This window comes from Qipengyuania marisflavi (assembly GCF_005884405.1).
GTDB classification, from domain to species: domain Bacteria; phylum Pseudomonadota; class Alphaproteobacteria; order Sphingomonadales; family Sphingomonadaceae; genus Qipengyuania; species Qipengyuania marisflavi.
Window position 1 is genome coordinate 139768 of sequence record NZ_VCAO01000003.1, and the last position, 26159, is coordinate 165926.

At 62.6% G+C, this 26159-nt stretch carries 25 protein-coding genes; 15 read left to right on the forward strand and 10 right to left on the reverse strand.

Features of this window, described 5'->3' with window-relative positions; translation table 11 throughout:
* Window positions 1-28: 28 nt before the first annotated feature.
* Entirely contained in the window at window positions 29-691 is a 663-nt protein-coding gene (locus FEV51_RS07660) for a nicotinate-nucleotide adenylyltransferase (RefSeq protein WP_138617576.1), read from the reverse strand.
* A gap of 337 nt (window positions 692-1028) precedes the next feature.
* Between FEV51_RS07660 and FEV51_RS07665 the strand changes: the two genes are divergently transcribed.
* Together FEV51_RS07665 and FEV51_RS07670 are read left to right on the forward strand one after the other, a co-directional pair.
* Window positions 1029-2114, forward strand: coding sequence for a M23 family metallopeptidase (locus FEV51_RS07665; protein ID WP_246034492.1), 1086 nt, complete (start codon window positions 1029-1031; stop codon window positions 2112-2114).
* A gap of 10 nt (window positions 2115-2124) precedes the next feature.
* Window positions 2125-2517 carry a bactofilin family protein gene (locus FEV51_RS07670; protein WP_425466604.1) on the forward strand — a complete coding sequence of 131 codons (393 nt, stop codon included), beginning with the start codon at window positions 2125-2127 and terminating at the stop codon, window positions 2515-2517.
* A gap of 85 nt (window positions 2518-2602) precedes the next feature.
* Here FEV51_RS07670 and FEV51_RS07675 read toward each other — a convergent pair whose 3' ends face one another.
* Window positions 2603-4288, reverse strand: coding sequence for an AMP-binding protein (locus tag FEV51_RS07675; protein ID WP_138617578.1), 1686 nt, complete (start codon window positions 4286-4288; stop codon window positions 2603-2605).
* Between the two features lie 141 nt (window positions 4289-4429).
* Window positions 4430-5137, reverse strand: a complete 708-nt coding sequence (locus FEV51_RS07680; protein ID WP_138617580.1) for a DUF1013 domain-containing protein — start codon at window positions 5135-5137, stop codon at window positions 4430-4432.
* Window positions 5138-5214: 77 nt separating this feature from the next.
* On the opposite strand from FEV51_RS07680, the gene FEV51_RS07685 reads away from it, so the two are divergent.
* Complete coding sequence (locus FEV51_RS07685) at window positions 5215-6222, forward strand: class I SAM-dependent methyltransferase (protein ID WP_138617582.1); 1008 nt, start codon at window positions 5215-5217, stop codon at window positions 6220-6222.
* Here the strand turns inward: FEV51_RS07685 and FEV51_RS07690 are convergent.
* On the reverse strand, window positions 6219-7196 hold the full coding sequence (locus FEV51_RS07690; protein WP_138618175.1) for an NAD(P)H-quinone oxidoreductase: 978 nt from the start codon (window positions 7194-7196) through the stop codon (window positions 6219-6221). The two genes, FEV51_RS07685 and FEV51_RS07690, sit on opposite strands and share 4 nt — an antisense overlap.
* A gap of 144 nt (window positions 7197-7340) precedes the next feature.
* Here FEV51_RS07690 and FEV51_RS07695 point away from each other — a divergent pair, with 144 nt between their 5' ends.
* The 6 genes from FEV51_RS07695 (at window position 7341) to FEV51_RS07720 (ending at window position 15273) form a co-directional block, all read left to right on the forward strand.
* Window positions 7341-7541, forward strand: coding sequence for a DUF1192 domain-containing protein (locus tag FEV51_RS07695; RefSeq protein ID WP_138617584.1), 201 nt, complete (start codon window positions 7341-7343; stop codon window positions 7539-7541).
* A gap of 126 nt (window positions 7542-7667) precedes the next feature.
* Complete coding sequence (gene clpA, locus FEV51_RS07700; RefSeq protein ID WP_138617585.1) at window positions 7668-10079, forward strand: ATP-dependent Clp protease ATP-binding subunit ClpA; 2412 nt, start codon at window positions 7668-7670, stop codon at window positions 10077-10079.
* A 112-nt stretch (window positions 10080-10191) separates the two neighbouring features.
* Window positions 10192-11106: an ABC transporter ATP-binding protein gene (locus FEV51_RS07705; RefSeq protein WP_138617587.1), complete on the forward strand. Its 915-nt coding sequence runs from the start codon at window positions 10192-10194 to the stop codon at window positions 11104-11106.
* Window positions 11103-12602, forward strand: a complete 1500-nt coding sequence (locus FEV51_RS07710; RefSeq protein ID WP_138617589.1) for an ABC transporter permease — start codon at window positions 11103-11105, stop codon at window positions 12600-12602. The genes FEV51_RS07705 and FEV51_RS07710 overlap by 4 nt, the downstream gene beginning before the upstream one ends.
* A 64-nt stretch (window positions 12603-12666) precedes the next feature.
* Window positions 12667-13671, forward strand: a complete 1005-nt coding sequence (locus FEV51_RS07715; protein WP_138617591.1) for a ligase-associated DNA damage response exonuclease — start codon at window positions 12667-12669, stop codon at window positions 13669-13671.
* Between the two features lie 3 nt (window positions 13672-13674).
* A complete protein-coding gene (locus FEV51_RS07720; RefSeq protein ID WP_138617593.1) occupies window positions 13675-15273 on the forward strand; it encodes a cisplatin damage response ATP-dependent DNA ligase in 1599 nt (532 codons plus the stop codon).
* 72 nt (window positions 15274-15345) lie between these two features.
* Here the strand turns inward: FEV51_RS07720 and FEV51_RS07725 are convergent, their stop codons facing one another.
* The 5 genes from FEV51_RS07725 to FEV51_RS07745 are packed head-to-tail and all read right to left on the reverse strand — an operon-like array spanning window position 15346 to window position 19652.
* Entirely contained in the window at window positions 15346-15930 is a 585-nt protein-coding gene (locus FEV51_RS07725; RefSeq protein WP_138617595.1) for a gamma carbonic anhydrase family protein, read from the reverse strand.
* Window positions 15927-16487 carry a GNAT family N-acetyltransferase gene (locus FEV51_RS07730; protein WP_138617597.1) on the reverse strand — a complete coding sequence of 187 codons (561 nt, stop codon included), beginning with the start codon at window positions 16485-16487 and terminating at the stop codon, window positions 15927-15929. Before FEV51_RS07730 ends, FEV51_RS07725 begins: the two co-directional genes overlap by 4 nt.
* A complete protein-coding gene (locus FEV51_RS07735) occupies window positions 16480-17040 on the reverse strand; it encodes a GNAT family N-acetyltransferase (protein WP_138617599.1) in 561 nt (186 codons plus the stop codon). The genes FEV51_RS07730 and FEV51_RS07735 overlap by 8 nt, the downstream gene beginning before the upstream one ends.
* Window positions 17033-18031, reverse strand: coding sequence for a porphobilinogen synthase (gene hemB / locus FEV51_RS07740; RefSeq protein ID WP_138617601.1), 999 nt, complete (start codon window positions 18029-18031; stop codon window positions 17033-17035). Before hemB ends, FEV51_RS07735 begins: the two co-directional genes overlap by 8 nt.
* Before the next feature lie 46 nt (window positions 18032-18077).
* Window positions 18078-19652, reverse strand: a complete 1575-nt coding sequence (locus FEV51_RS07745) for a M23 family metallopeptidase (RefSeq protein ID WP_138618178.1) — start codon at window positions 19650-19652, stop codon at window positions 18078-18080.
* A 298-nt stretch (window positions 19653-19950) separates the two neighbouring features.
* Here FEV51_RS07745 and FEV51_RS07750 point away from each other — a divergent pair, with 298 nt between their 5' ends.
* From FEV51_RS07750 to FEV51_RS07775, 6 genes are all read left to right on the forward strand, one after another.
* Window positions 19951-22398, forward strand: a complete 2448-nt coding sequence (locus FEV51_RS07750; protein WP_138618181.1) for a helicase-related protein — start codon at window positions 19951-19953, stop codon at window positions 22396-22398.
* A 10-nt stretch (window positions 22399-22408) separates the two neighbouring features.
* Window positions 22409-22732, forward strand: a complete 324-nt coding sequence (locus FEV51_RS07755; RefSeq protein WP_138617603.1) for an RNA-binding S4 domain-containing protein — start codon at window positions 22409-22411, stop codon at window positions 22730-22732.
* A complete protein-coding gene (gene fdxA, locus FEV51_RS07760) occupies window positions 22729-23067 on the forward strand; it encodes a ferredoxin FdxA (RefSeq protein WP_138617605.1) in 339 nt (112 codons plus the stop codon). The genes FEV51_RS07755 and fdxA overlap by 4 nt, the downstream gene beginning before the upstream one ends.
* Window positions 23068-23305: 238 nt before the next feature.
* Window positions 23306-23839, forward strand: coding sequence for a CarD family transcriptional regulator (locus FEV51_RS07765; protein WP_138617607.1), 534 nt, complete (start codon window positions 23306-23308; stop codon window positions 23837-23839).
* Between the two features lie 137 nt (window positions 23840-23976).
* On the forward strand, window positions 23977-24804 hold the full coding sequence (locus FEV51_RS07770) for a head GIN domain-containing protein (protein ID WP_138617609.1): 828 nt from the start codon (window positions 23977-23979) through the stop codon (window positions 24802-24804).
* A gap of 52 nt (window positions 24805-24856) precedes the next feature.
* On the forward strand, window positions 24857-25195 hold the full coding sequence (locus tag FEV51_RS07775; protein WP_171033069.1) for a hypothetical protein: 339 nt from the start codon (window positions 24857-24859) through the stop codon (window positions 25193-25195).
* A 5-nt stretch (window positions 25196-25200) separates the two neighbouring features.
* Here FEV51_RS07775 and FEV51_RS07780 read toward each other — a convergent pair whose 3' ends face one another.
* Window positions 25201-26130, reverse strand: a complete 930-nt coding sequence (locus FEV51_RS07780) for an L-threonylcarbamoyladenylate synthase (protein WP_138617611.1) — start codon at window positions 26128-26130, stop codon at window positions 25201-25203.
* Between the last annotated feature and the right edge of the window lie 29 nt (window positions 26131-26159).

Below are 26159 nucleotides of genomic sequence, written 5' to 3' on the forward strand. Positions count from 1 at the left end.
GTGATGAGCATAATGGGGTCAACGCGCATCATGGCTTCGGGGTTTCCCCCGCGCTGTCGATACGCCTGAATGTCAGTTGGTCCCGTGGAGAGATACCGGCATAGCGCGCGGCCCAGTCGGGATCGGTGCGGCGGATGGCCGTTGCCGAACGTTCGTCAGGGTCAAAACGCAATGTCACCAGTGCCGGTGCGCTCCAATCGCTCCGCTTCACAAAGCTGGCCAGCGGGACGCGGTAGCGCCGCAGCCAGGCCATCGCGGGGCTCGCGAAGGCAGCACCATCATACCCGGGTCGTGCGATTACCGCAATCGGCATCGCGCGTGAGATGCCGCGCCAATCGCGCCAGCTGTGAAAATCGGCAAGATTGTCACTCCCCATCAACCAGACAAATTCGATCTTGGGATAGCGGCGCAACAGTGCCTGCAACGTATCGACGGTGTAGCGCGTGCCCAATTGCCGTTCGATGGCGGTCACGCGGATCGGTGCGCGCCGCGCCTGCCGCGCTGCCGAGAGCACCCGCGCGGCAAGCGGCGCCATCCCCACTTTGGGTTTTAGCGGATTGCCCGGCGAGACCAGCCACCACACCTCGTCAAGTTCAAGCGCCGCACGGGCAAACAGCGAGATCCGCCGATGCCCGCCATGCGCCGGATTAAAACTGCCGCCGAGCAGTCCAACGCGCCTGATAGCGTTCACAGAGTGATTCGCTGACAGTGGGCGCGTGTGAATATTGCTGTTAAACAATGGGTTGGAATTGCCTCAAGCTCCGAATCGCGGGGAGATGGTTAATATGAACTTAAACTTTGCTGCGCGTTTGGGATCATATATTTTCCTGCGATGAAACGACTCGTCGCACAATCAGTGCGACTCATAGATTAGCCGGGAACCCCGATTCGATTTCGGGAACATCTTTTGTTACCTCCATCGGCACGGGACCAAAAAACAATAGGGACGGGTCGTTTTGCAAATCATGAATGCCATCAATGGCGGGGCCAACCGTATGCGCGGTTGGTTTCCGGATCGCGAATTTTTTATGCGCTCCGAGGGCCAGGTTCGCTTCATTACGCTATCTTCAAAGCTTCAGATCACCGCCGCAGCTATCACCGCCGCCGTATTGTTCGTGTGGGCAGTGTCGATGGCGGTCGCCGGATGGACGCAATATCGCGCCACGGCCGATCTGATCTCTCTGAACGACCGCGAGGCCAAGGTTGCCACGGCGGAAGACCGCGTCAACGCCTATCGCGATGACATCGGTGCTGTTGCCAGCGATTTGCAGAATCGCCAGGAATTCATCGAAAACATGGTTTCGTCGCTGCCCGCAGACGCCAAAAGCGTCACCAAGGTCAGCGATTCTTCGGGCGAAGCCGCTGCCACCGTCGACAAGGTCAGCGTCGCGATCCCAGAAGCTGCAGTGCTCGCCAAGGTCGAAGCGCGCCAGCTCGCCTTTGTCGAAGGGCTGACTCGCTATGCCGATTGGCGCACCACGCGCGCTGCCGATGCACTGCGCAAGCTTGGGCTTGATCCCAAGGCGATTATGCGCGGCAGCGACCGCCAGGCGATGGGTGGCCCGCTCGAAAAACTCTCGACCAATTCCGATGGCACCATTGATCCGCGCTTTGAACGCCTCGGCCTCAGCCTTGCGCGGATGTCGGCCCTTGAAGCGGGCCTTGCCGGGGTTCCGCAGGTCGAACCGGCCAGCCTTGAATTTATTTCTTCGGGCTTCGGTTTCCGCCGTGACCCCTTCACCGGCGGCGGCGCAATGCACAGCGGCCTCGATTTCCGCGGTCCTACCGGCACCCCGATCTATGCCGCCTCGCGCGGACGGGTCAGCTTTGTTGGCAACAAATCGGGTTATGGCAAAGTGGTCGAGATCGATCACGGCAATGGCCTGATGACCCGCTATGCGCATATGTCGCGCTTCGCGGCCAAGCTGGGCCAGAAGGTTGGCGCAGGCGATACCATCGGTGCTATTGGCAGCACCGGCCGTTCAACCGGCCCGCACCTCCATTTCGAGGTTCGCATCAACAATCGTGCGGTCAACCCGCGCACATTCCTGGAGCAGGCTCCCGATGTTCTCAAAGAAATCCGACGAGCCCCACAGCTCGCCCTCGGCAAGTAATTCGGGGCGGATGATGGCCAGCAAAAGCAATTCGACCTTCTCGGTCCTGGGTTCCGATATTGCCGTAAAGGGCGATATCAAGGCCTCCGCAGACCTGCATATCGATGGCTCGGTCGAAGGCGACATCGCCTGCGCCAGTCTGGTGCAGGGTGAAACCAGCACGATTGCCGGGGCGATCACAGCAGAGCATGCCCGGCTGGCCGGATCGGTCGATGGATCGATCACCGCGCGCGAACTGGTCATCCTCAAAACCGCAAAGATCAAAGGCGACGTATTCTATGATGCGCTGACCATTGAACAGGGCGCGCAGGTCGAAGGCCGCTTCGCCCACCGCGATGCTCGCGCCGCTGCGGCCAAGCCGCAGACCGGCAGCGCCAAGCCAGAGCTTACCGTCGCGGGCTGATTGCCTGGCAAGCACTGACGTACGACAAAAAACGCCGCCCCTGCATCAGCACGGGCGGCGTTTTTGTGTCCGGCCTTCACTGCGATCAGGCGGGCAGCACCTCGGCGCGCAGGGCCTTGCGGTCCAGCTTGCCGATCATCGTCTTGGGCAGTTCATCGCGGATCACCACTTCGGCCACCCGTTCATGCTTGCCGATGCGGGTGTTGAGCCATTCCTTCAGCTCCTCACCCGAAGCCGCAGCATCGGTGGCCAGGGTGATATAGGCGGCCGGCCGTTCGCCCTGATAATCATCGGGCCGCCCGATCACGAGCGCCTCTTTCACTGCCGGATGTTGCAGCAGCACCGCTTCGACCTGGCTGGGGAAGACCTTGAACCCGCCCACCGCGATCATGTCCTTGATGCGGTCGACAATCGCCATGTAGCCATCGGCATCGATGGTGGCGACATCGCCGGTGCGCAGCCAACGTTCGCCATTATGCTCGGCAAATTCCGACGCGGCGGCTTCGGCCCGGTTCCAGTAACCGCCCATTACTTGCGGACCGCGCACGGCCAGCTCGCCCGGCTCGCCATCGGGGGCGAGCGATGTCGCGTCCTCTTTATCCAGCAGCAGGATCTGCGTTGCCGGCAGCGGCTGACCAATCGAGCCCGGCTTACGCAGGCCGTCATAGGGGTTGGAAGATACGACTCCTGAACTTTCGGTCAGGCCATATCCCTCGACCAGCGGCACGCCGGTCGCGGCTTCGAATTTTTCGCGCAGTGGGCCGGGCATCGGTGCGCCGCCAGAAATACAGACCTTGAGCGAGGTCCAGTCAGTGGCGGCGAAATCGGGATGATCGACCAGCGCCTGAAACATCGTCGGTACGCCCGGAAAGGCTTTGGGCTGGCTGCGGGTGATCGCCGCCAGCACCTGTCCGGCATCAAAGCGCGGCAGCATCACAATCTTGCCGCCGCGCACCACAGTGCGGTTGAGCACGCAGGTGTTGGCGAAGACATGGAACAGCGGCAGAGCGCCCATCACGATATCGGGATCACTGCGATCAAACGGGTCGAGCATGTCGATTTGGATGGCATTGCTCGAAAGATTGGCGTGCGTCAGCATGGCGCCCTTGGGGGTGCCGGTGGTGCCGCCAGTATATTGCAGCAGCGCCAGATCGCTGGCAGCGGCGTCAGGCAGCTCTGGCGCGGCATCGCTCAGCCATTCGGTCCAGCGCGACACGTCTGGCCGCTTGGGCATTTTGGCGAGCTGTTTGCGGCCCAGCGTACGCAGCGCCAGACCTTTCAGGCGGGGCAGCATATCGGCGAGGCCAATGACAGCGAGCATTTCCAGCGAGGAGCGGTCCAGCACTTCCACTGCAGTCGGCAGCAGCGCCGGCGCATCGAGCGTAACCAGCAACCGTGTGCCCGAATCCTCGACCTGATCGCTCAATTCCTCGGCAGAATAGAGCGGCGAGAAATTGACCACCACAGCCCCGGCCATCATCGCCCCGTAATAGGCCGAGATATAGGCAGGCACATTGGGCAGGAACAGGCCGACCCGGTCGCCCTTGCCGATCCCGCGCGACAGCAGACCGGCAGCGAATTGCTGCGCTTCGGCAAACAGCTGGCGATAGGTGAACTCGCGCCCCAGAAATTCCGCCAGCACGGCGAGCGGCTGCGCCTGCGTCTGCCGCGCGAAAATCGCGTGAAGGGGTTCGGGCTTGATGCTCGAATTCCACGCGGTCGGGTGGGCATAGGGCGTGGGCGGCAGCGGGAAGCGCTTATTTACAACCATGTCAGTAACATGGCGGGTCCGAAGCCGCTGAGCAAGTGAAAAGCGGGCAAGAAAAAGGGCGAATGCCGCACATTAATTGCGCGCCATTCGCCCCATGATTTTCTGCGCCGCACAATGCATTGGATAATTTTTCGCGTGATATCAGGCGGGCGGATCGCCAGCAGCTTCGGCGGCGCGCTTGGCTTCGAGCCATGCGGCGGCTTCAGCTTCCTGAGCGGCCTCGGCAACGGCTTTCTCGGTCGCGTCACGCTCTGCACGCAGCTCTTCGATCAGGCGTTCGCGATCGCTGCCCTGATCCGCCGCTGGCGCTTCGGCTTCGATGCCCGCCTTCTTGGCCGCCTTGGCAACCACGGCGTCAAGCTCGCGCTGCGAACACAGGCCCAGCGTCACCGGGTCTTTCGCCTGAATGTTCTGGATATTCCAATGGCTGCGGTCACGGATCGCGCCGATGGTGTTGCGGGTGGTGCCGATCAGCTTGGAAATCTGCGCATCGGTAATCTCGGCGTGATTGCGGATCAGCCAGGCGATGCCATCGGGCTTGTCCTGCCGCTTGGACACCGGGGTGTAACGCGGGCCCTTGGTGCGGCTGACCGCGACCGGTGCGCGCTGCATCTTGAGGCGGTATTCGGGGTCTTCCTGCCCGCGCGCAATTTCTTCCAGCGTCAACTCGCCTGCATGAACAGGGTCGCGGCCAGTGTATTTGCTGCTGGCGAGGTCATCGGCCATGGCCTGGACTTCGAGAATATGGAGCCCGCAAAACTCGGCAATCTGTTCAAACGACAGGCCGGTTCCATCGACCAGCCAGGTGGCGGTCGCATGCGGCATCAGGGGCGTGGACTGGTCGGCCATATGGGTGTCTTTCAAGAGGTCCGAAAATAGAAGGGCCGCCCCTTGCGGAGCGGCCTTACGTAGAAGCGATGTAGGCGATGGCGCGCACTTCGGCAAGCTTTTCCCGCCTGCCGCACCTGCCCCAAACCTATTGCACGCTATTCGCCCTGAAGAACCGCAGCGCGCTTCGCAGTGCGGCATTGTTTGGTATAGCCCCCAGAATGAACTCGAAACTTCGTTATTTCCTGCGATCCGCGATGCTAATGGCGAGCCCGTCACGCCGGGCCTGCCCCAATTGTGCGGGAAGCGGCCGTATTGTTTCGCGCAAATATGTGGTTACGGCGCTACGGCGCTGTAACGAATGCGCCTTGCTGTATCGCACTCCGACAGATCGGCCGGACGAAGCAGAGCGATTTTACAACGAAAGCTATGAGCAGGGCACGGCTATGGATCTGCCTTCGCCGGCCGAACTTGAAGTGATGAAAGCCCAGCAATTCGGCGCGATGAACAATGATTACACAAAATTCTCAGAGTTTCTCCGAGAATTGGAGGTGCCCAAGGGGGGGCGTCTCTTCGAATATGGATGTTCCTGGGGTTACGGCAGCTGGGTTTTCACGCAGCACGGCTACGATGTGAAAAGTTATGAAATAGCGCGCGACAGGCGTGAATATGGCGTGCACCATCTGGGCGTGAACCTGACCAATGATTTTGAGCGTTTCGTGAATGAGAATGCCGGGACATTCGATGCATTCTTCAGCTCTCACGTGCTTGAACATGTTCCCAGCCCCAGCGCGATCATTGATGCTGCGCTGAAGCTTCTCAAGCCGGGCGGAGTGCTCTTGTCCGTGGTGCCCAATGGCAGCGACAGCTGGCGGCGGGCCGATCCCGAATCCTGGCGGCAGCTTTGGGGAATGGTGCATCCCAATTTCATCGACGAACTCTATCTGACCCGCGCGCTGGGCAGTGTCTCATCGATTATCTGGGCATGGCCCGCGTCAATTGACGATGACGCGTTGGCGCACCTCAATACGGGCGCGGCGGGGACACAGCTGCTCGGAGCGCTCGACCGTTATGAACTTTTCGTCGCAGCGCGAAAACCACACTAGCCACCAGCCACCTCGAGCACGATCTTGCCGATATGCGCGCCGCCTTCCATTCGCGCATGCGCTGCGGCGGCCTCTGCCAGCGGGAAGCTCTGGTCCATCACCGGGCTGATCGTCTTGTCTTCGAAGAGCGGCCAGGCGTGGTTGTAAATCTCGTCTGCAAGCAGCGCCTTGAACTCGTCAGGCCGCGCGCGCAGGGTGGAGCCGGTCAGCATCAGCCGCTTGCGCATCACCGTGGCCATGTTGATTTCGGCTTTCAGGCCCCCCAGCACCGCGATGGTGACGTGCCGCCCGTCATCGGCAAGGCACTCCAGATTGCGCGCGACATAATCGCCCGACACCATGTCGAGCACTACGTTAACGCCGCGCTTTTCGGTAAAAGAACCCACTTCCGCCACGAAATCCTGCGTTTTGTAATTGATCGCCAGATCGGCGCCCAGATCGCGGATCGCAGTGCATTTGTCGTCGCTGCCCGCTGTCGCGATGACCGTCAGGCCAAAGGCTTTGCCCAGCATAATCGCCATCGTCCCGATCCCGCTGGTCCCGCCATGCACCAGCAGCGTCTCGCCATCGGCGGCCCAGCCGCGTTCGAAGACATTGTGCCAGACGGTGAACAGCGTTTCGGGAATCGCCGCAGCTTGCTGCAATGTCATTTCGCGCGGGACCTGCAGGCAGTGCGCGGCTTTGGCGAGGCAGTATTCGGCATAACCGCCGCCCGTCACCAGCGCGCAGACGCGCCGATCGAGCATTTCGGGCGCAACACCCTCACCAATCGCCACCACAACACCGGATATTTCCAGTCCGGGGATTGGCGATGCGCCGGGCGGTGCGGGATAAAAGCCCTGACGCTGGATCACATCGGGCCGATTGACCCCGGCCCAGGCCACCCGGACCAGCACATCGCCCGCTCCGGGCGTGGGTACAGGCAGCGTTTCAGCCCTGAACACATCGGGTCCCCCCGGTGAATCAAACCCCATCGCAACCATCGTTTGCGGCAATAAATCAGCCAATCGTGCCCCCCGTCAGCCCCTGCTGGCACCGTGGCATCAAGGCCACGAAGCGGTGCAATACCGCGCACCCCCGTTGACAGCAACCGCGCAAACAGGCGAAATCCGCACTGCATGGAAGACGATGACCGTCCACGCCCCCGAGGCGACGCTGCTGGCAGACTGGCGGGCGAGGATCTCGCGCCCTACTCGCTTGACGAGTTGGACTTGCGGATTGCGCTGCTCAAGGCAGAAATCGCGCGAGTGGAAAGCCACCGGATCAAGGCCGCCGCGCACCGCGATGCTGCCGATGCGCTGTTCGGCCGGAAGGAATAGCCGGTGGGGGGGCTGAAACTTCCGCCTCCGCAAACCATATCGGTCGTGCATACAGCTTTGGCTAACGCTCTGCGCCTAAGCTGCCCCTTGCTCGCCATTTGCGAGTCTCGACGAAAGACCCTTTGAATGCCCAGCTTTGCCCAGAATCTTGAAAAGACCCTTCACGCCGCGTTGGCCGATGCGGGCGAACGGCGCCATGAATACGCCACGCTCGAACATCTGCTGCTGGCGCTGATCGACGATGAAGATGCGGCGCAGGTGATGGCGGCCTGCGGGGTCGATAATGCCGAACTGGGCGCTGTGGTGACGCAATATCTGGAACAGGAATACCAGAGCCTGAAGGCCGATGAAGTGTCCGATCCGCAGCCCACCGCGGGCTTCCAGCGGGTGATCCAGCGCGCAATCCTGCATGTCCAGTCATCGGGCAAGGATACCGTTACCGGCGCCAATGTGCTGGTCGCGCTGTTCTCCGAACGCGACAGCTATGCGGTCTATTTCCTCCAGCAACAGGATATGAGCCGTCTCGATGCGGTCAGCTATATCAGCCACGGCATCGGCAAGGGCGGCAAGCAGATCGAAACGCGGTCCGAAAAGGCTGGCGGCGAAGATGCGCAGACCGATGGCGAGGACAAGGAGGGCGGCAAGGGCAAGAAGGAAACCGCGCTCGACCAGTTCACGGTCAATCTGAACAAAAAGGCCGAGGCCGGCAAAGTCGATCCGCTGATTGGCCGCGGCCCCGAAGTCGACCGCACAATCCAGATCCTGTGCCGCCGGTCCAAGAACAACCCGCTTTATGTCGGTGATCCCGGCGTCGGCAAAACCGCCATTGCGGAAGGGCTGGCGCGCAAGATCGTCGAAGGCGAAGTGCCCGAAGTGCTCAAGGATGCGGTGATCTACTCGCTCGACATGGGTTCGCTGCTGGCGGGCACACGCTATCGCGGCGATTTCGAGGAACGGCTGAAGCAGGTCGTGAACGAGCTGGAGGGGATGCCTGACGCGGTGCTGTTCATTGATGAAATTCACACGGTGATTGGCGCCGGGGCCACCAGCGGCGGGGCGATGGACGCGTCCAATCTGCTCAAGCCCGCACTGTCCAGCGGGGCGATCCGCTGCGTCGGGTCGACCACCTATAAGGAATTCCGCAATCACTTCGAAAAGGATCGCGCGCTGCTGCGCCGGTTCCAGAAAATCGATGTGAACGAACCCACGGTGGAGGATACGATCAAGATCCTCAAAGGTCTGAAAAGCGCCTTCGAAGACCATCACAAGGTGAGCTATACCGCCGATGCGCTGAAAACTGCGGTCGAGCTGTCGGCGCGCTACATCAATGATCGCAAATTGCCCGACAAGGCCATCGACGTGATCGACGAAGTTGGTGCGATGCAGATGCTGGTCCCGCCCAGCCGCCGCAAGAAGAAGATCACCGCCAGGGAAATCGAAGCGGTCATCGCCACCATGGCGCGGATCCCGCCCAAGAATGTGTCCAGCGATGACAAGCGCGCACTGGAAAATCTTGAGCGTGACCTGAAACATGTGGTGTTTGGCCAGGATGCGGCGGTCAAGCGCCTCTCCACCGCCATGAAGCTGAGCCGTGCGGGCTTGCGCGATCCGGACAAGCCGATTGGCAGCTTCCTGTTTTCCGGCCCCACCGGCGTCGGCAAGACCGAAGTCGCCCGCCAGCTCGCCAGCATTATGGGCATCGAGCTGAAACGCTTCGATATGTCCGAATATATGGAACGCCACAGCGTCAGCCGCCTGATCGGCGCACCTCCGGGCTATGTCGGCTATGATCAGGGCGGTCTGCTGACCGATGCCATCGACCAGAATCCGCATTGCGTGCTGCTGCTCGACGAGATCGAGAAGGCGCATCCCGATCTGTTCAATATCCTGTTGCAGGTGATGGATAATGGCCGCCTGACCGATCACCACGGCAAGACGGTAGATTTCCGCAATGTCGTGCTGATCATGACCACCAATGCTGGCGCTGCCGATATGGCCAGCCAGGGCATCGGATTTGGCGATGTATCCAAGGAAGACGCCAGCGAGGAAGCCGTGAAGCGGATGTTCACGCCGGAATTCCGCAACCGCCTCGATGCGATTGTCCCGTTCAACTATCTGGGCAAGAACACCGTCGCGCGTGTGGTCGACAAGTTCATCCTGCAGCTGGAATTGCAGTTGACCGAACAGAATGTCGATATCCAGTTCGACAAGGATGCGCGCAGCTGGCTGGCCGACAAGGGCTATGACCGTCTCTATGGCGCACGCCCGATGGGCCGCCTGATCCAGGAGAAGATCAAGCAGCCGCTGGCCGAGGAATTGCTGTTCGGCAAGCTCGCCAAGGGCGGCGAGGTCCAGGTTGGCGTAAAGGACGGCAAGCCCAGTTTCGAGCTAACCCCGGCCCCGCCCAATGCCAAGAAAACTACCAAGAAAAAGAAGAAGCCTGCTGCGGCCAAACTGGAAGCTAAATCGGTAAGCAAACCCGATGCTGATGCTGGCGGCACCGGCAACGGCGATGGCAAGGATGGCAGCGAAAGCTGATCCAGCAACGCCGTTCGTCGGTCCCGCTATCACGAATATCGGGAAACGGCTTGTGAGTGCCCCCCATCCCCTCTAGCCCACCGGCGACTAGACAGGGATGGGGGTCGCACGAATGCCGGTTCTGGAAGTGGACAATTTGTCCAAGCATTTCGAAGGCGTGCGCGCCGTCGATGATCTGAGTTTCGCAGTCCAGCCGGGCGAGATTTTCGGATTTCTGGGCGGCAATGGCGCAGGCAAGACCACCACGCTGCGCATGGTTCTCGACATCATCCGCCCCACTTCGGGCACGATCTCTATCCTGGGCAGCGCCCCCGACCGCCGCAACGCCGCCGCTATCGGCTTCCTGCCCGAAGAGCGCGGGCTTTACGGCAATATGAGCGCCATCGACACCATCGTCTATTTCGGCCGCCTGAAGGCGATGGACGCTGGCGATGCCCGCCACCGCGGTCTGGAATTGCTCGAACGGTTCGACCTGGCCGACCGCGCCAAGAGCCAGATCGGCGATATGTCCAAGGGCATGGCGCAAAAGGTCCAGCTCGCCACCTCACTGGTCAACGAACCCGAATTGCTGATGCTGGATGAGCCGTTTTCCGGGCTCGATCCGGTCAATCAGGGCCTGCTCGAAGAGGAAATCCTGCGCGCCTCCAAACGCGGGGCGGCGGTGATCTTCTCCACCCATGTGATGCAGCACGCCGAACGGCTGTGTGACCGCCTGCTGTTGCTGCGCAAGGGCCGCAAACGGTTTGAAGGCACGCTGGATCAGGCGCGTGCCACCTTGCCCGCGCGGATCACTGCAATAACCACCGCCGCCATCGCGGATATTCCCGGTGTGGCCAAAGCGACCGCAACCAATGATCTGGGCGGCGGGTGGCTTGAATGGGACATCGTGCTGGCCCCTGATACCGAGGCCGGTGCCGTGCTGGAACGATGCAGCGCCCATGCCCTGCCGCTGCGCCGGTTTGAAGAACACCGCGCCAATCTACATGATGTGTTTGTCAGCCTGGTGGGCGGGGAGGACGTGCTATGATGACCAATATTCTGCTCGTTGCGCGGCGCGAATTTCGCCAGATCGCAGCGATGAAAAGCTTCTGGCTTACCCTCCTGCTGGTGCCCATCGCACTCGCGCTCGGCCCATTGCTGGGCAAGGCGCTGAACGATGACGAATCCACCCGGATCATAGTGATCGACCGCGCCGGAGGAAGCGCCCTCACCGCTATCGAGGACCGCTTTGCGCTGGACGAAGACCGTTATGCCTTGCGCAGCCTGTCCCGCTATGTCCGCCGACACAGTCTGGAAAATGCCGATCCCGCAGCCCCGTGGACACAGCATGATCGCTGGTACACCGATGCCGATATCGCTGCCTTTCGCAGCGCGGGCGGGATCGACGCGGCAATGGCCAAGATCGACCGGGTAAAGGCGCAGGATACGCCCGCTTATGACAAGCCGACGCCGTCCTATGCCTTTGCCGAAGCGCCAGCCGCGCTGGCCGCTGCCGAGGGTGAGCAATTGCAGGAGCAGGTCGATACGCTGCTTGATGCCGACAAGGACAAGGGCGCTGCCGAGGCTGCCGATATCGTGGTGCTGGTGGGCGAGAATTATCCCGCCGACCCGACTGTGCGGCTGTGGTCGAACGAACAACCGCCCAGCAGCTTTGTAACGGCCTTGCAGGACGTGCTGACCGGCGATTTGCGCCAGCGCCTGCTGACTGATCGCGGGTTCTCTGCTGGCGATGCGCAAGCGTTGCAATCCGCCGTGCCCGCCATCGCCGTCACCACTCCGCCACCCGGCGGCGGTGCTCGTGAAGCGATGCTGGTGCGCTCCATCGTCCCGCTCGCCATTGCCTATATCCTGATGATGAGCCTGATGCTGTCGGGCAGCTGGATGCTGCAAGGCTCGATCGAGGAACGCTCTAACAAGCTGCTCGAATCTTTGCTCGCCTGCATTCGGCCCGAAGAACTGATGTATGGCAAGCTGCTGGGCGCACTGGCGGTCGGGCTGTCGATGATTACCGTGTGGGTCGGGTGCGCTGCAATTGCCGCCTTCGCCACGCATGGCGCGATTGCCGATATGATCCGTCCCGCGCTCGCCCCGCTGACCTCGCCCGGTGTGATCCTGGCGATGATCTATTTCTTCATCGCGGGCTATCTGGCGATCTCGATCCTGTTCGTCGCGATTGGCGCGATGGCCGATTCGATGAGCGAGGCGCAGGGCTATCTGATGCCGATCCTGCTGGGCATTCTGCTCCCGATCACCTTCCTGATGCAGGCCATTGTGGCGGGCAAGGACGGGCTGATGGTGCAGGTGCTGACCTGGGTGCCGATCTGGACGCCCTTTGCCGTGCTGGCGCGGCTGGGGATCGGGATCGAAACCTGGGAGCTGGTCGGCGCAGCCATATTGCTGGCCGTCTTCATCGCAGTGGAAGTGGTGTTCCTTGGCCGCCTGTTCCGCGCCAGCCTGTTGGCGCAGGGGCAGAAGCCCGGCTTCAAGCAGATCATCGACCGGTTCCGCAGCGCGCCCGGCTAAGCATTTGATCGCGCGCTGGTACAAAGCCGGGAACCCGGCGCCGCGCTCCGGGCTTTAATCGGGCATGGCAGCCCCGTTTTCCTGGATACGGCCCGAACCGCACGGCATCCATATCGTGCCCGCCGATTGCTGGGTCGATCCGTCAAAGCCGGTCGATCGCGCACTGGTGACGCATGGCCATGCCGATCATGCGCGCGGCGGTCACGGCCAGACTGTCGCCACGCCCGAAACGCTGGCGATCATGGATCTGCGCTATAACACACGCGAGGGCGCGACACCGGTTGCCTATGGCGAGACGATCCGCATGCCCGGCGGGGTCGATGCGACCTATATCCCCGCTGGCCATGTGCTGGGCAGCGCGCAGATTTTGCTCGAACACGCGGGCGAGAAAGTGGTCGTGACCGGCGATTACAAGCGCCGCCCCGACCCGACCTGCCCGCCCTTCGAAGTGACACCCTGCGATATCTTCATTACCGAGGCGACATTTGGCCTGCCGCTGTTCACGCATCCCCCGATTGCCGAGGAAATGCGCAAGCTGCTGGACCGGTTGGCGGCGCATCCCGACCGCTGCGTACTGGTGGGTGCCTATGCGCTGGGCAAGGCGCAGCGGGTGATTGCGGAGCTGCGCGCGGCCGGGCATCACCAGCCGATCTATCTGCATGGCGCAATGGAAAAGATGTGCCGCCTGTACGAAGAGCACGGCGTTGCTCTGGGCGAATTGCGGCTGGTAGCGGACCATACGAAGGATGATTTGCGCGGCCATGTGGTGGTATGCCCGCCCAGCGCCCTGAATGACCGGTGGAGCCGCCGCCTGCCCGAACCGATTACCGCAATGGCCAGCGGATGGATGCGCGTGCGCCAGCGTGCGCGGCAACGCAATGTGGAATTGCCACTGGTCATATCCGACCATGCCGACTGGGGCGAATTGACGCGCACCATCGAAGAGGTGGATGCGCAGGAAAACTGGATCACCCACGGGCGCGAGGAAGCGCTGCTGCGCTGGTGCCAGCTCCACCAGCGCCGCGCCCGCGCGCTGGCATTGGTCGGTTATGAGGACGAGGACGACTGACGGGTGGAACAGTTCGCCACTCTGATCGATGCGCTGGTCTACACGCGCAGCCGCAATGAGAAGCTGCGGCTGATCGCCGAATATCTGCGCGGCACGCCTGATCCCGACCGTGGGTGGGCGCTGGCGGCGCTGGCCGACGGGCTCGACTTTCCCGCCGTCAAATCCTCCACCATCCGCAATCTGCTCAAGGACCGGCTCGACCCGGTGCTGTGGACGCTCAGCCGTGATTTCGTGGGCGATACGGCGGAAACCGCCAGCCTGTTGTGGCCGCCGCCTCTGGAGGATACCGAGCGCACGCCGCCCACTGTCAGCGAGGCGGTTGACGCGCTGACGGCAATGACCCGCAAATCGGTGCTGACCGAATTGCCCGAACTGCTCGACCGGCTTGATCCCTCGGGCCGCTATGCGCTGCTCAAGCTGGCGACCGGCGGGATGCGAATCGGGGTGTCCAGCCGCCTTGCCAAGACCGCGCTGGCACAGGCGTTCGACGTATCGGTGGAGGATGTCGAAGAATATTGGCACGGCCTGACCGCGCCCTATCCCGAGTTGTTCGCCTGGGCCGCCGATGGCCAGGCCCCGCCGGATATCGAGAATTTGCCCACTTTCCGCCCCTTCATGCTCGCGCATCCTCTGGAGGAAACAGTCGTCGACATGGCGCAGTATGCGGCCGAGTGGAAGTGGGACGGTATCCGCGTGCAGCTGGTGCGTGCCGGGGAGGAAACGCGGGTCTATTCGCGGTCGGGCGACGATATTTCGGCGACTTTCCCCGAGCTGCTGGAGGTGCTGGATTTTCCCGCAGTGCTCGACGGCGAATTGTTGGTGCGCGGCGCGCATCAGGGCGGCGAAGCAGGCGGCGCGGCCAGCTTCAACGCCTTGCAGCAACGCCTTGGCCGCAAGACCGTGAGCAAGAAAATGCTCGCCGAATATCCCGCCTTTGTGCGGTTGTACGATGTGCTGCTGCATGATGGTAAGGATTGCCGGGCGCTGCCGTGGGAGCAGCGGCGCGAGCAGCTGGAAGCGCTGATGCCGCGCCTGCCCGACAGCCATTTCGACCTCAGCGAAGTCGTTGCAGCGGACAGTTTCGCGCAGCTGGCAACCATTCGCGAAGGTGCGCGCGACGATGCCATCGAAGGGCTGATGCTGAAACGCCGCGACAGCCCATACATTGCAGGCCGCCGGGTCGGTTACTGGTACAAATGGAAACGCGATCCGCTGCTTATCGACTGTGTGCTGATGTATGCACAGCGCGGCAGCGGCAAGCGCTCCAGCTTTTTTTCCGATTACACTTTCGGCTGTTGGAACGGTGATCCCGATGCCGGCGCGGAATTGCTGCCCGTGGGCAAGGCCTATTCCGGTTTTACCGACGAGGAACTGAAGAAGATCGACAAACACGTCCGCCAGAACACCACCAACCGGTTTGGCCCGGTGCGCGAGACCGAGAAAATTCTGGTGTTCGAAGTCGCATTTGACAGCGTACACGAAAGCAAGCGGCACAAATCCGGTCTTGCCATGCGTTTTCCGCGCATCCACCGCATCCGCTGGGACAAGCCCGCGCATGAGGCCGACAGGATCGAAGCGCTGCGCGCGCTGATCCGCGACTAGTTAACACGAACTCACAGCAGGAAAGTCGCGCCGCGCAAAAAGCGGAATCGTGACGCCGCGCAGCCACACCTGTCAGCCTTTGGGCGCGTCATTGTCCATCGCCGCAACTGCCAAGCCGTGCGCTTTGGCGTTCTGGGAATAATGCGCCACGCCCATGCGCATCCCCATGATCGCCGCATCGTCCAGATCGCGCATCTTGCGCGCCGGCCGGCCGCCCCATAATTCGCGAGGTGCCATGATTTTCCCCTCGGTCAGCATGGCCCCTGCCGCCAGCATCGCATCACTGCCGATCACTGCCTTGTTCATGGCAATCGCGCCGAGGCCAACGAATCCGCGATCCTCTATCCGGCAGCCGTGGATCATGGCCATATGGCCGACCAGCACGTCATTACCGATCAGGCACGGCGAGCCATCGGGGTCTCCGGGCCGCTCCGGATCACAATGCACGACGCTGCCGTCCTGGATATTCGTACGCTGCCCGATCACGATACGGCTGACATCGGCGCGCAGCACGCAATTGTACCAGACCGAACTGTCAGCGCCGATCTCGACATTGCCCACCAGCACGCAGCCCGGCGCGACAAAGGCACTGTCGTGGATGCGCGGCGTATGGCCGTGGATCGCCACGATGGTGACGCCAGGACGGTTCGCGGTCATTGCATATGCTCCTGCCATTGCTGGGCTTTAAGGCTGTATAATATGGTGGTGCGGTCTTCGGGCGGATAGGCTGGATCGTCAAAATCCAGATCGGCGCGCCGTTCCATGCCGAGCTTTTCCATCAGCTTCCAGCTTCCCACGTTCAAAGCGCTGGTGAGAGCGACAACATGCGGCGCACCGACGCGGGTAAAGGCCCATTCGAGCACCGCGCGCACCGCTTCTTCGGCATAGCCGCGCCGCCAGCGGTCATCGCGCACCACCCAGCCGATCTCGTGATCGTCGATATTTTTTGCCAAGGGATTATCAACCCGCTTGATCCCGCAATGACCCACCAGTTCGCCCGTTGCCTTTTCCAGGATCATCAGGAAGCCAAAGCCGTCACGCGCATAAAGCGCCATCGACCGGGCGTGTTTGGCCTCGATCTCGTGCAGTTCCTTTGGCCCGCCCAACCGCGCCATAACGGCAGGTGTGTTGAGCAGCCGATATTGCCGCTCGGCATCGCCTTCCTCGATCGTGCGCAGGATCAGGCGCGGGGTTTCCGCGATGATGTCAGCCATTTGCAGCCTCCCATGCAGCCCGGTCGAGCGAATAAACGATGGCGTCGCGCCACGGCGGGTCATAGCGATCATCGGCATAGTCGAGTTCTTCTCGCCGCTGCATTCCCAGTCGCTTCATCAAGCCCCAGCTGCCCGCATTGCCAGCAACCGTCAGCGCGACGACTTGATCCGCACCGAACCGGTCGAAAGCGCAGTCAAGCGCGGCGAATGCGGCTTCCCTAGCATAGCCTTGGCCCCAGGCATCTTCGCGCAGCCGCCAGCCCACTTCCATCATATCGGCAACACGGGAGCCCGGCGCATCGGCCCGTTTCAAACCGCAGAAGCCAAGAATTGCGCCATCTGACTTGCGTTCCAGCAGCCAGAAACAGAACCCGTTGCGCTGCCTGCAAGCCTCCACACGCGCGCGCTGCTTCGCCTCGCCCGCATCATCCAGCACGCCGCCCAGCCATTGCATGACGGCCGGGGTGTTGGTGTGCCGAAAAAACGCGGGCCAATCCTCGTCCCGCCAATCGCGCACCACCAGTCGCTCGGTCTCGTAGCGGAACTCAGCCACGCAACAACCGTGCCGCCAAGGGTGCAAAATAGGTCAATATTCCGCTGCATCCGGCGCGTTTGAACGCTATCAGCTTTTCCATCACCAGAGCATCGCGGTCGCCAATACCGGCGGCAACCCCTGCCTCGATCAACGCATATTCGCCGCTGACCTGATACGCGAACACCGGCACTTCGAAGCGTTGCCGGGCGCGGTAGATGATGTCGAGATAAGCCAGCCCCGGCTTGACCATCACGCTGTCGGCCCCCTCGGCAATATCCATCGCGATCTCGCGCAGCGCCTCATCGGCATTGGCGGGGTCCATCTGATAACTTTTCTTGTCGCCTTTCAGCAGCCCGCCAGACCCCACGGCAACACGAAACGGGCCGTAAAAGGCCGAGGCATATTTGGCGGCATAGGCCATGATCTGGACATTGGGATGATCGTTCATCTCCAGCGCCATGCGAATCGCGCGCACGCGGCCGTCCATCATGTCCGACGGGGCGATGATATCGGCCCCCGCCTCCGCCTGGTTGATCGCCTGGTCGACCAGCACTGCCACCGTATCGTCATTGGTCACGTAACCGCGCGCATCCAGCAACCCGTCCTGGCCGTGGCTGGTATAGGGATCGAGCGCCACATCGGTCAGGATGCCGATGTCATCACCGCAGGCATCGCGCACTGTTCGGACTGCTCGGCACATCAAATTGTCCGAATGAAGCGCTTCATTGGCATCCTCGCTGCGCAAATTGGCAGGGGTATTGGGGAACAGCGCGATGCAGGGGATGCCCAGATTTACCGCTTCGCGGGCCCGTTTCGCGATCCCGTCCACCGACCAGCGCGAGACGCCCGGCAGGCTGGCAATTGGCTCCTCCACCCCCGTGCCGCTGGTGACAAACAGCGGCCAGATCAGATCGGCTGGGGTCAGCACCGTTTCGCGGTGCATGGTGCGGCTCCAGCCATGCGCGCGGGTGCGGCGCAGGCGAGTGGCGGGGAAGGAGGCTTGAGTCATACCTCAAGCTGTTGCCGCAAGTGGCGGCGGCGCGCAATCGGCGGTATTACTTCTTCGCCGGGGCGAGCTTGTCGATTTCGCGTTTGGGCTGGTCAGCGACAGCTTCGGTGGCGGTTGGCTCCAGATCTGTGAGCGCAGCACCGGCTTCGACAGTTTTCAGCTTGGCGAGCAGCCCGCGGAAGCGGCGCAAATCTTCGCCCGACAGCTGGGCGCGCGTGACATATTGCACCGATGCCGGATTGATCGCCCGTCCGCCGCGATACATTTCGTAATGCAGATGCGCGCCGGTCGACAGACCGGTTGATCCGACATAGCCGATCACCTGACCGCGCCGCACGCTCTGCCCGCGATTAACCGCCATGCGGCTCATATGGCAATAACGCGTTTCCAGCCCGCCGCCGTGGCGCAGTTTGACCGCATTGCCGCAGCCGCCTGCACGTCCGGCAGAGACAACCGCTCCGTCAGTCACGGCAACGATGGGCTGGCCATGACCGGCCTTGTAATCAAGCCCCGAATGCATCCGCTTGTACCCAAGGATCGGATGACGGCGCATGCCATAGCGCGAGGTTGTGCGGCCCGGCACCGGTGCCAGCAGGCCCGCGCGCTGTTCGCCAACGCCCGATGCTTCGTAGAATTTGCCATCCTTGCCCCAGCGCATCAGCTGGGTCTTGGATTTCTCGCCGCGATCGACCCCGGCATAGAGCAATTGCCCCGCCTGCCGCTCGCCCGTGGCAGCGCGGCGGTGCGATACGATCATGTCGAAAGTGTCGGTGGGCTTGAGCTCGCGGTCGAGATTGACCTGCTTGCCCAGTGTCTTGAGATAGGCCTGAACCGCGCTGGCCGGAGCGCCTGCTGCGCGGGCGGACCGATACAGGCTGTCCCCCACCATGCCGCGAATGCGCAGCGGGGTATCATCAACGCGGATCGGTTTGCGCACCAGCGCCAGCGGTCCGCCGTCATCGATCCGGGCAATTTCCAGCTCGAGATCGAACCGCGCGCGGAAAGCCAGTGCCTCCAGCGGGCGCGGCGCGCCAGCAGCGGCGCGGCGGCCCAGAGTGATATCGAATTGCGTGCCGGGGGTAAGCTCGCCCAGTGCAATGGTCCCGCCCACCATATCCGCGACCCGCGCGGTATCCGATGGGCTTACCCCGGCGCGGCGCAGCATCCGGTCGAAGCTGTCCCCCTGAGAAAGTGTGGCGACCATGTCGAGCTGCGGCCGTTCGGGCGCGGCGGCCAATGGCTGCATTGCAGCGGTCGCGCCCATATGGCGGCCGCTATCGGCGCCCAAAGCCAACGGCATGATCATCTGGCTGCGGTATTCGTCGCGAATGGCATCATCGACATGCATCGGCGGAGCCGCTTCCAGCGGCGCAAAGCCGGGCCAGAAAGCCAGCGCAATCGCGGACAGCCCGACCATTGTGCCCAGCCCGCGAAACCAGCGGCGGCTGCCGATCTGGCTGCCCAGATCGGGCGCGAGGTCGGCGGCGGCGGCCTTGGCAGAAAGCTGATCGCGCAGGATCGTCCAGGAAAACGGGTTGGCAGATTCCGGTGCGATGATCTGGTCGCAGGCAAGCGCGGCAGCGGGGCCGGTCGGGCCACCGGCGGCTACACCTTCATGCATCTGATCATTGACCTCGCGGAACTGGTACACGCACAACCCTCCATCTCGACCGCGCCTTGCGTGACAGCTGCGGTCCGACCCTTGCGGGCCCGTGTGACGGCTTTCTCTGCCGAAACAAAGTAAAGACCCGCTTAACCTGCGACCAAACAAATCCAGCGTGCGGCAAAGCGATGACATCGTGCGGCGAGTGGTTGCAGGCGGGCGCTGCGGCTGTCACCAGTGGGATGTGGAAGACAGCTCTATCAAGGCCGTCCTGGGTCCGACGAACACCGGCAAGACGCATCTGGCGATCGAACGGATGTGCGCGCATTCCAGCGGCGCGATGGGGTTCCCGCTGCGGCTGTTGGCACGCGAGGTCTATGACCGGGTGCGCGCGATCAAGGGCGACGCGGCGGTTGCGCTGATCACGGGCGAAGAACGGATCGAGCCGCCCGGTGCGCGCTATATGTGTTGCACAGTCGAGGCGATGCCGCGCGATGGCGGCGACCGCGCGTTTGTGGCGCTGGACGAGGCGCAGCTGGGTGCCGACCGGGAACGGGGGCACGTGTTCACCGACCGGCTGCTGCACACGCGCGGGCGGGAGGAAACCATGCTGCTGGGCGCGGCGACATTAGCTCCGCTGGTCCGCCAGCTGGTGCCCGAGGCCGAGATTACCACGCGCCCGCGTTTCTCCACGCTGACCCATATCGGCCCGCGCAAATTGTCGCGCCTGCCCCCGCGCAGCGCGATTGTCGCCTTCAGTGCGGAGGCGGTTTACACCGTTGCGGAGATGCTGCGCCGGTTTCGCGGCGGCGCGGCGGTGGTAATGGGCGGGCTGAGCCCCGACACGCGCAATCGTCAGGTCGAACTCTATCAGTCGGGCGAGGTCGATTACATTGTCGCCACTGATGCGATCGGCATGGGGCTCAATCTGGATGTGAACCACGTGGCCTTTGCCGGCCTGTCCAAATTCGACGGCGTGCGCCAGCGGCGGCTGCAGCCGGCGGAAATGGCGCAGATCGCCGGGCGCGCCGGGCGGTACCAGCGTGACGGGACTTTCGGCACGCTGGGCGGCACCGGCAAGCGGATGGGCGAGACACCCGAATTCACCGAAGAGGAAGTCTATGCGATCGAGGAGCACCGCTTCGCCCCGCTGACGCATCTCTATTGGCGCGAGGCAGAGCCGCGCTTTGATTCGCTGGATACGCTGATTGCCGACCTAGAGGCCCCGCCCAATGACCCCGTTTTGCGATCAGCGCCCGAGGCAGTGGATCTGGCCACGCTCAAGCGATTGTCCGAAGAACCTTTCGCAGCGCAGATTCGCAAGGCCGCCAACGTCCGGCGGTTCTGGCAGGCGTGCTCGCTGCCCGATTTTCGCCAGCGCGGCCCTGATGTCCACGCACGCTTTGTCGCGCGCTTGTGGCAGGACCTGCATGGCGGTTATCTGGGGGCGGACTATGTCGCGGCGAGGATATCCGAACTCGACAATACCAGTGGCGACATCGATACGCTGCAAGGGCGGATCGCGGCGATTCGCAGCTGGGCATATATTTGCCAGCGCCCCGACTGGGTTCTGGCGCGTGACGAAATGGCGTCACGGGCACGCGCAGTCGAGGCCAAGCTGTCGGATGCGCTACACGCGCGGCTGACTGAAAGATTCGTCAATCGGAGGACGGCAATCCTGATGAAAACGCTGGGACAGGACGCATCGATATTGCCCATCGCACTGGGCGAAGATGGGGTGTTGCGGGTTGAGGAAGAGGCAATGGGCCGGGTTGAAGGGTTCCGCTTTACAGTGGACCCTGCCGCGCGTGCCGAGGATCGCCGGATGCTGCTGGCCGCTGCCGAAAAGGCACTGCCGGGGATTTTGGGCGAACGCGCCGCCGCACTGGCGGGCACAGATCTGGCTGAGGTCGAACTGACCCGCGGCGCGCTGCGCTGGAACGGTCAGGAACTGGCGCGGATCGAATTGCGTGATGGCGGCGGGGACCCCTTGCTGCACCCCGCGCGCGAGATTGCTGCATTGCCCGATGGCCCGCGCGAGGCGCTGCTGGCGGCGCTGGCCAAATGGCTGAGCGTGAAGTTGTCACCGCTCGATGCATTGGCCAAGCTGCACCATGCCGCGCGCAATCCCGATGCCGGATCGCAGGCGCGCGCCTTGCTGCTGAACCTGATTGCCGGACATGGCTATGTCAGCCGCGAACAGGCGGGGATCGAACATCTGCCCAAGGAAATGCGGCCCTTCCTGCGCAAGATCGGGGTGACTTTCGGGGCGCTGGATATTTTCACATCCGCCCTGCTCAAGCCTGCCCCGCGCCAACTGCTCCACGCATTGGGCGTGGATCGTCGCCCGCTTCAGGACGCAATGCTGCCGGTGCTTGGCGACACGCGCAAGCTCCCCTCCGGCTATCGCCATGCCGGGACGCAGGCGATCCGCATCGATCTGGCGGAGAAAATCCTGCGCGCCGCTCATGATGCCCGCGCGAAATCGCAGGGTGGCAATCAGCGCAAGGACCGGCGGCGCAAATTCGTGCTCGATACTGCGCTGCCCGTGTCGATCGGGCTCGAGGCGGACAATATCGTGCGGCTGCTGGGCACGGCGGGCTTCCGGGTCCAACGCGCCCGGTCGCTGGCCGATGGCGCGTTTGGCCCGCCACGTCCCGATAGCTGGGAATGGCGTCCCTCTCAGCGCAAGCAGGAACGCGCCGTCCCTGCCCGTCCGCGCGAAGGCAGCGCCTTTGCCGCATTGGCCGATCTGGTGCGCTGAGCCGCTGCGGATGCGGATCGACCGTCTGCTCTGCCATTTGCGCTTTGTCCGCACCCGCAGCGCCGCCTGCAAGCTGGTCGATGCCGGACACATCCGCCGCAATGGCGAACGGGTGACCCGCTGCAGCCGCGATGTGCAGCCCGGCGATATCCTGACTTTACCGCTGGACCAGGCAGTCCGGCTGGTCGAGATTACAGCGCTTCCGACACGACGCGGCGCCCCGCGAGATGCGCAGGCATGTTATCGCGAGCTTGACCCGCAGGGCCAAACCGCAATAGCAGCGCCAGACACACCTGTTCCGGCCCACATCACGCGAGGGATGCCGCACCCATGACCTACGTCGTCACCGACGCCTGCATCAAATGCAAATATACCGATTGCGTCGAAGTTTGTCCGGTGGACTGCTTCTACGAAGGTGAAACGATGCTGGTCATCAATCCCAGCGAATGCATCGACTGCGGCGTGTGCGAACCCGAATGCCCGGCCGAAGCGATCCTGCCCGATACCGAAGACAATCTGGAAAAATGGCTGGAGCTGAACACCAAGTTCTCAGCCGAGTGGCCCAATATCACCAGCCAGAAGGCCCCGCCCGAGGACGCTGATGAGCATAAGGGTGAAGAGGGCAAGTTCGAGAAGTTCTTCACCCCGGAACCCGGCGAAGGCGACTGATCCTCCGGGAGACCGGCTCGCTGCAATTGCGCTGAATCAATCCCGACTCGCAACTTTGTTGCCGGTGTGCTATATAATGCAACAACTGCGCCGGTATGCTCCCGGTCAGGTGTATGGATTGAAAGGGCAAGCCACCTCCAGAACACGCCAGAATCGGGGTACGACCGCGCCTTTACCGGTTAGCGGCCTGCCCCTTTCGTGACACTGGATGCGGGCCACCCGAACAAAGGATTGATGCATGGCGAGCCAGGCGAATGCCTTCGACGTTGGCGATTACGTTGTCTACCCCAAACACGGCGTGGGCCGTGTGATCGAGCTGCAAAGCGAGGAAATCGCGGGAATGCAGCTGGAGCTTTATGTGCTCCGTTTCGAAAAAGAACGCATGACCCTGCGCGTGCCGACCAATAAGGTCGAAGCGATCGGGATGCGCAAGCTGTCCAGCGACAAGACGCTGAACGAGGCCATGGAAACGCTCAAGGGCAAGCCCAAGGTCAAGCGCACCATGTGGAGCCGCCGTGCCCAGGAATACGAAGCCAAGATCAATTCAGGCGATCTGGTCTCGATTGCCGAGGTGACGCGAGATCTGTTCCGTCCAGAAGACCAGCCCGAACAAAGCTATTCCGAGCGGCAGATTTTCGAAGCGGCCAGCAGCCGCCTCGCCCGTGAGCTCGCGGCGATGGAAAAGACGGACGAGCCGACCGCGCTGGAAAAAATCCTCGAGGTCCTGCGCACGCACGCGCCGCAATATTACGAGAACACCGAAGAAGCTTGATCGACAGGCGACCTTCCGGGTTCGACGAAAGGGCCGCTCCGCAAGGGGCGGCCCTTCTTGTATGTCTTGCCCTAACCCCCTCGCTGTATTATATCGCCAATACGGCCATTGCTGGCAGATATCGAGGAGTGAGGCGAATGCTGAAGACATTATTCAAGGCTATCGGGCCAGTTGCGGCACTGGCAGCGGGCGTGATGGTTGCGGGCTGCGACAATATGAACATCCAGATCGGCGATTCGGATGGCGTACCGCTGGCCGAGCTCGATATGTCCGGCCCTGCGCCCACCAAGCTGGTGCTGGCCGGACCCGACACCGTGATCGTAACCGATGGCGCAGAACTGGATATCAACGTGTCTGGCGACGACGATGCCGTGGAGGCAATGCGCTTCTCGCTGGATGACGGAACGCTGGCCATCATGCGCGAAAAGGGGGACTGGAAAAACCGGGCCCAGGCAACTGTGCGCGTGACAATGCCGGCAGCCGAATCGGTGACACTGGCGGGATCGGGCACGATCGAAGCTGCTTCGCTGTCTGGCGATGCGGACATTACCATTGCCGGTTCGGGCACGATGCGCGCTGCCAAGGTTGATGCGAAAGATCTTGCGGTTACCATCGCCGGATCGGGTTCGCTGGAAGCCAGCGGCAAGGCCCGGGCACTGGAACTGACAATCGCCGGTTCGGGTGAGGCCGACATGGCCGATCTGAAGGCCGACATGGCCGAAGTGACGATTGCCGGTTCGGGCGATGCCAGCTTCGCCTCGGATGGCGATGTCGATGCCAGCATCATGGGATCGGGCAGCGTAACCGTCATCGGCCGCGCGAATTGTACGGTCAGCTCGATGGGTTCCGGCTCGCTCAATTGCCGTAGCGGCACCACGACGAAGGCCAAGAAGCCCAAGGCGCCGAAGGCCCCAAAAGCCCCTGAGGCTCCCGAAACACCCGAAGCCCCCGAAGCGCCTGAATAATTCATCGCAGGCTCACGGTTTACAGTCTATGCCGCGCTCGGAAGGAAATTCGATGCGCGGCATAGCTCTGTTTACTCTGGTCTCGGCGAGCCTGATGCTCCCGGGCTGCCTTGCCAAGACCGCGCTCGATATTGCGACCGCGCCGGTCAAGATTGTCAGCAAGGGCGTCGATCTGGCGACCACCAGCCAGTCTGAGGCCGATGAGAAGCGCGGGCGCGAAATTCGCCGCCGCGAAGCCCAGCTGGCCAAGCTGGAGCGCGCTTATGAAAAGCAGCTCGACGAATGCGAGGATGGCGACCGCAATGCCTGCAACGAGGCGCGCGGGACCTATGCCGAAATGCAGCAGATCATCCCCACCATCCCGGTCGAACCGCCGCCCGAGCGGAAGTAATTGTCTTAAGCGTGAGGCAGCGTTGCCGCGCGCCGCAAGCGATCATTGATCGCCGCGCCGACGCCCTGTTCAGGCACCGGGGCAACCGCAATCTGCGGCTTGGCTGACGATGCGGCCAGATGCAGGCACACATAGAGCCGCGCCGCCGCCTCATTGAGATCCCCGCGCGCCGACAAGTTCGCATCTCCGGCCACTGCGCCAAACCCGATCAGAAACTCGTCTGGCGCAACTTCTGCCGCATCCAGCCGCATGGGCTTGCCCGGCGCATAATGGCTGGCAAGCTGGCCGGGCGCCTCTATCGCGCCGCTGCTAACTGCCTGACCCAGGGCGATGGGACCGGGCCGTAGAACCGCGAGCTCACCATTTTTGCGAACCGCGATGATGGTCGATTCGAGCCCGGCAGCGCAGGCCCCGCCGTCGATCACTGCATCGATCCGCCCGTCCAGTGTCGCCAGCACATGGCCCGGCGTTGTCGGGCTTATGTAGCCACTACGATTGGCAGACGGCGCAGCGAGCGGAAACCTCGCCGCCTCCAGCAGCGCCCGAATTGCCGGATGCGCAGGCATCCTCAGCGCAATGGAGGGCAAACCTGCCGTCACGGCTTCGGCCAGCCCGGCGTCGTCCCGCCGTGGCAGCACTATGGTCAGAGGCCCCGGCCAATGCTTGGCGATCAGCGCCTCTGCCTCACCTGACAAATGTGCGTATCGCCGCGTCTCGTCGGGGGTCGCGACATGGACGATCAGCGGGTTAAAGCTGGGCCGTCCCTTCGCTGCATATATTTTCGCCACGGCCTCATCGCTGTCAGCGCGCGCTGCCAGCCCGTAAACCGTCTCTGTCGGCACAGCGACCAGACCGCCATCGCGCAGGATGTGCACGGCGCGGGCGATTCCTGCCGCATCTGCCTGAAGCGTTTCCGTAGCGTATTTGCCGACCATGCCCGCGCGCTATATGCGCAGCGGAATAA

Excerpts from the sequence above, each read along its gene's own strand:
- FEV51_RS07675 (WP_138617578.1), bottom strand. The coding sequence starts at position 4,288 with ATGGTTGTAAATAAGCGCTTCCCGCTGCCGCCCACGCCCTATGCCCAC.
- FEV51_RS07755 (WP_138617603.1), top strand. The coding sequence starts at position 22,409 with ATGCGGATCGACCGTCTGCTCTGCCATTTGCGCTTTGTCCGCACCCGC.
- FEV51_RS07780 (WP_138617611.1), bottom strand. The coding sequence starts at position 26,130 with ATGGTCGGCAAATACGCTACGGAAACGCTTCAGGCAGATGCGGCAGGA.
- FEV51_RS07745 (WP_138618178.1), bottom strand. The coding sequence starts at position 19,652 with ATGCATGAAGGTGTAGCCGCCGGTGGCCCGACCGGCCCCGCTGCCGCG.
- fdxA (WP_138617605.1), top strand. The coding sequence starts at position 22,729 with ATGACCTACGTCGTCACCGACGCCTGCATCAAATGCAAATATACCGAT.
- FEV51_RS07750 (WP_138618181.1), top strand. The coding sequence starts at position 19,951 with ATGTGCGCGCATTCCAGCGGCGCGATGGGGTTCCCGCTGCGGCTGTTG.
- FEV51_RS07685 (WP_138617582.1), top strand. The coding sequence starts at position 5,215 with ATGGCGCGCACTTCGGCAAGCTTTTCCCGCCTGCCGCACCTGCCCCAA.
- clpA (WP_138617585.1), top strand. The coding sequence starts at position 7,668 with ATGCCCAGCTTTGCCCAGAATCTTGAAAAGACCCTTCACGCCGCGTTG.
- FEV51_RS07695 (WP_138617584.1), top strand. The coding sequence starts at position 7,341 with ATGGAAGACGATGACCGTCCACGCCCCCGAGGCGACGCTGCTGGCAGA.
- FEV51_RS07770 (WP_138617609.1), top strand. The coding sequence starts at position 23,977 with ATGCTGAAGACATTATTCAAGGCTATCGGGCCAGTTGCGGCACTGGCA.
- hemB (WP_138617601.1), bottom strand. The coding sequence starts at position 18,031 with ATGACTCAAGCCTCCTTCCCCGCCACTCGCCTGCGCCGCACCCGCGCG.
- FEV51_RS07730 (WP_138617597.1), bottom strand. The coding sequence starts at position 16,487 with ATGGCTGACATCATCGCGGAAACCCCGCGCCTGATCCTGCGCACGATC.
- FEV51_RS07775 (WP_171033069.1), top strand. The coding sequence starts at position 24,857 with ATGCGCGGCATAGCTCTGTTTACTCTGGTCTCGGCGAGCCTGATGCTC.
- FEV51_RS07715 (WP_138617591.1), top strand. The coding sequence starts at position 12,667 with ATGGCAGCCCCGTTTTCCTGGATACGGCCCGAACCGCACGGCATCCAT.
- FEV51_RS07725 (WP_138617595.1), bottom strand. The coding sequence starts at position 15,930 with ATGACCGCGAACCGTCCTGGCGTCACCATCGTGGCGATCCACGGCCAT.
- FEV51_RS07710 (WP_138617589.1), top strand. The coding sequence starts at position 11,103 with ATGATGACCAATATTCTGCTCGTTGCGCGGCGCGAATTTCGCCAGATC.
- FEV51_RS07705 (WP_138617587.1), top strand. The coding sequence starts at position 10,192 with ATGCCGGTTCTGGAAGTGGACAATTTGTCCAAGCATTTCGAAGGCGTG.
- FEV51_RS07690 (WP_138618175.1), bottom strand. The coding sequence starts at position 7,196 with ATGGGGTTTGATTCACCGGGGGGACCCGATGTGTTCAGGGCTGAAACG.
- FEV51_RS07665 (WP_246034492.1), top strand. The coding sequence starts at position 1,029 with ATGCGCTCCGAGGGCCAGGTTCGCTTCATTACGCTATCTTCAAAGCTT.
- FEV51_RS07680 (WP_138617580.1), bottom strand. The coding sequence starts at position 5,137 with ATGGCCGACCAGTCCACGCCCCTGATGCCGCATGCGACCGCCACCTGG.
- FEV51_RS07765 (WP_138617607.1), top strand. The coding sequence starts at position 23,306 with ATGGCGAGCCAGGCGAATGCCTTCGACGTTGGCGATTACGTTGTCTAC.
- FEV51_RS07670 (WP_425466604.1), top strand. The coding sequence starts at position 2,125 with ATGATGGCCAGCAAAAGCAATTCGACCTTCTCGGTCCTGGGTTCCGAT.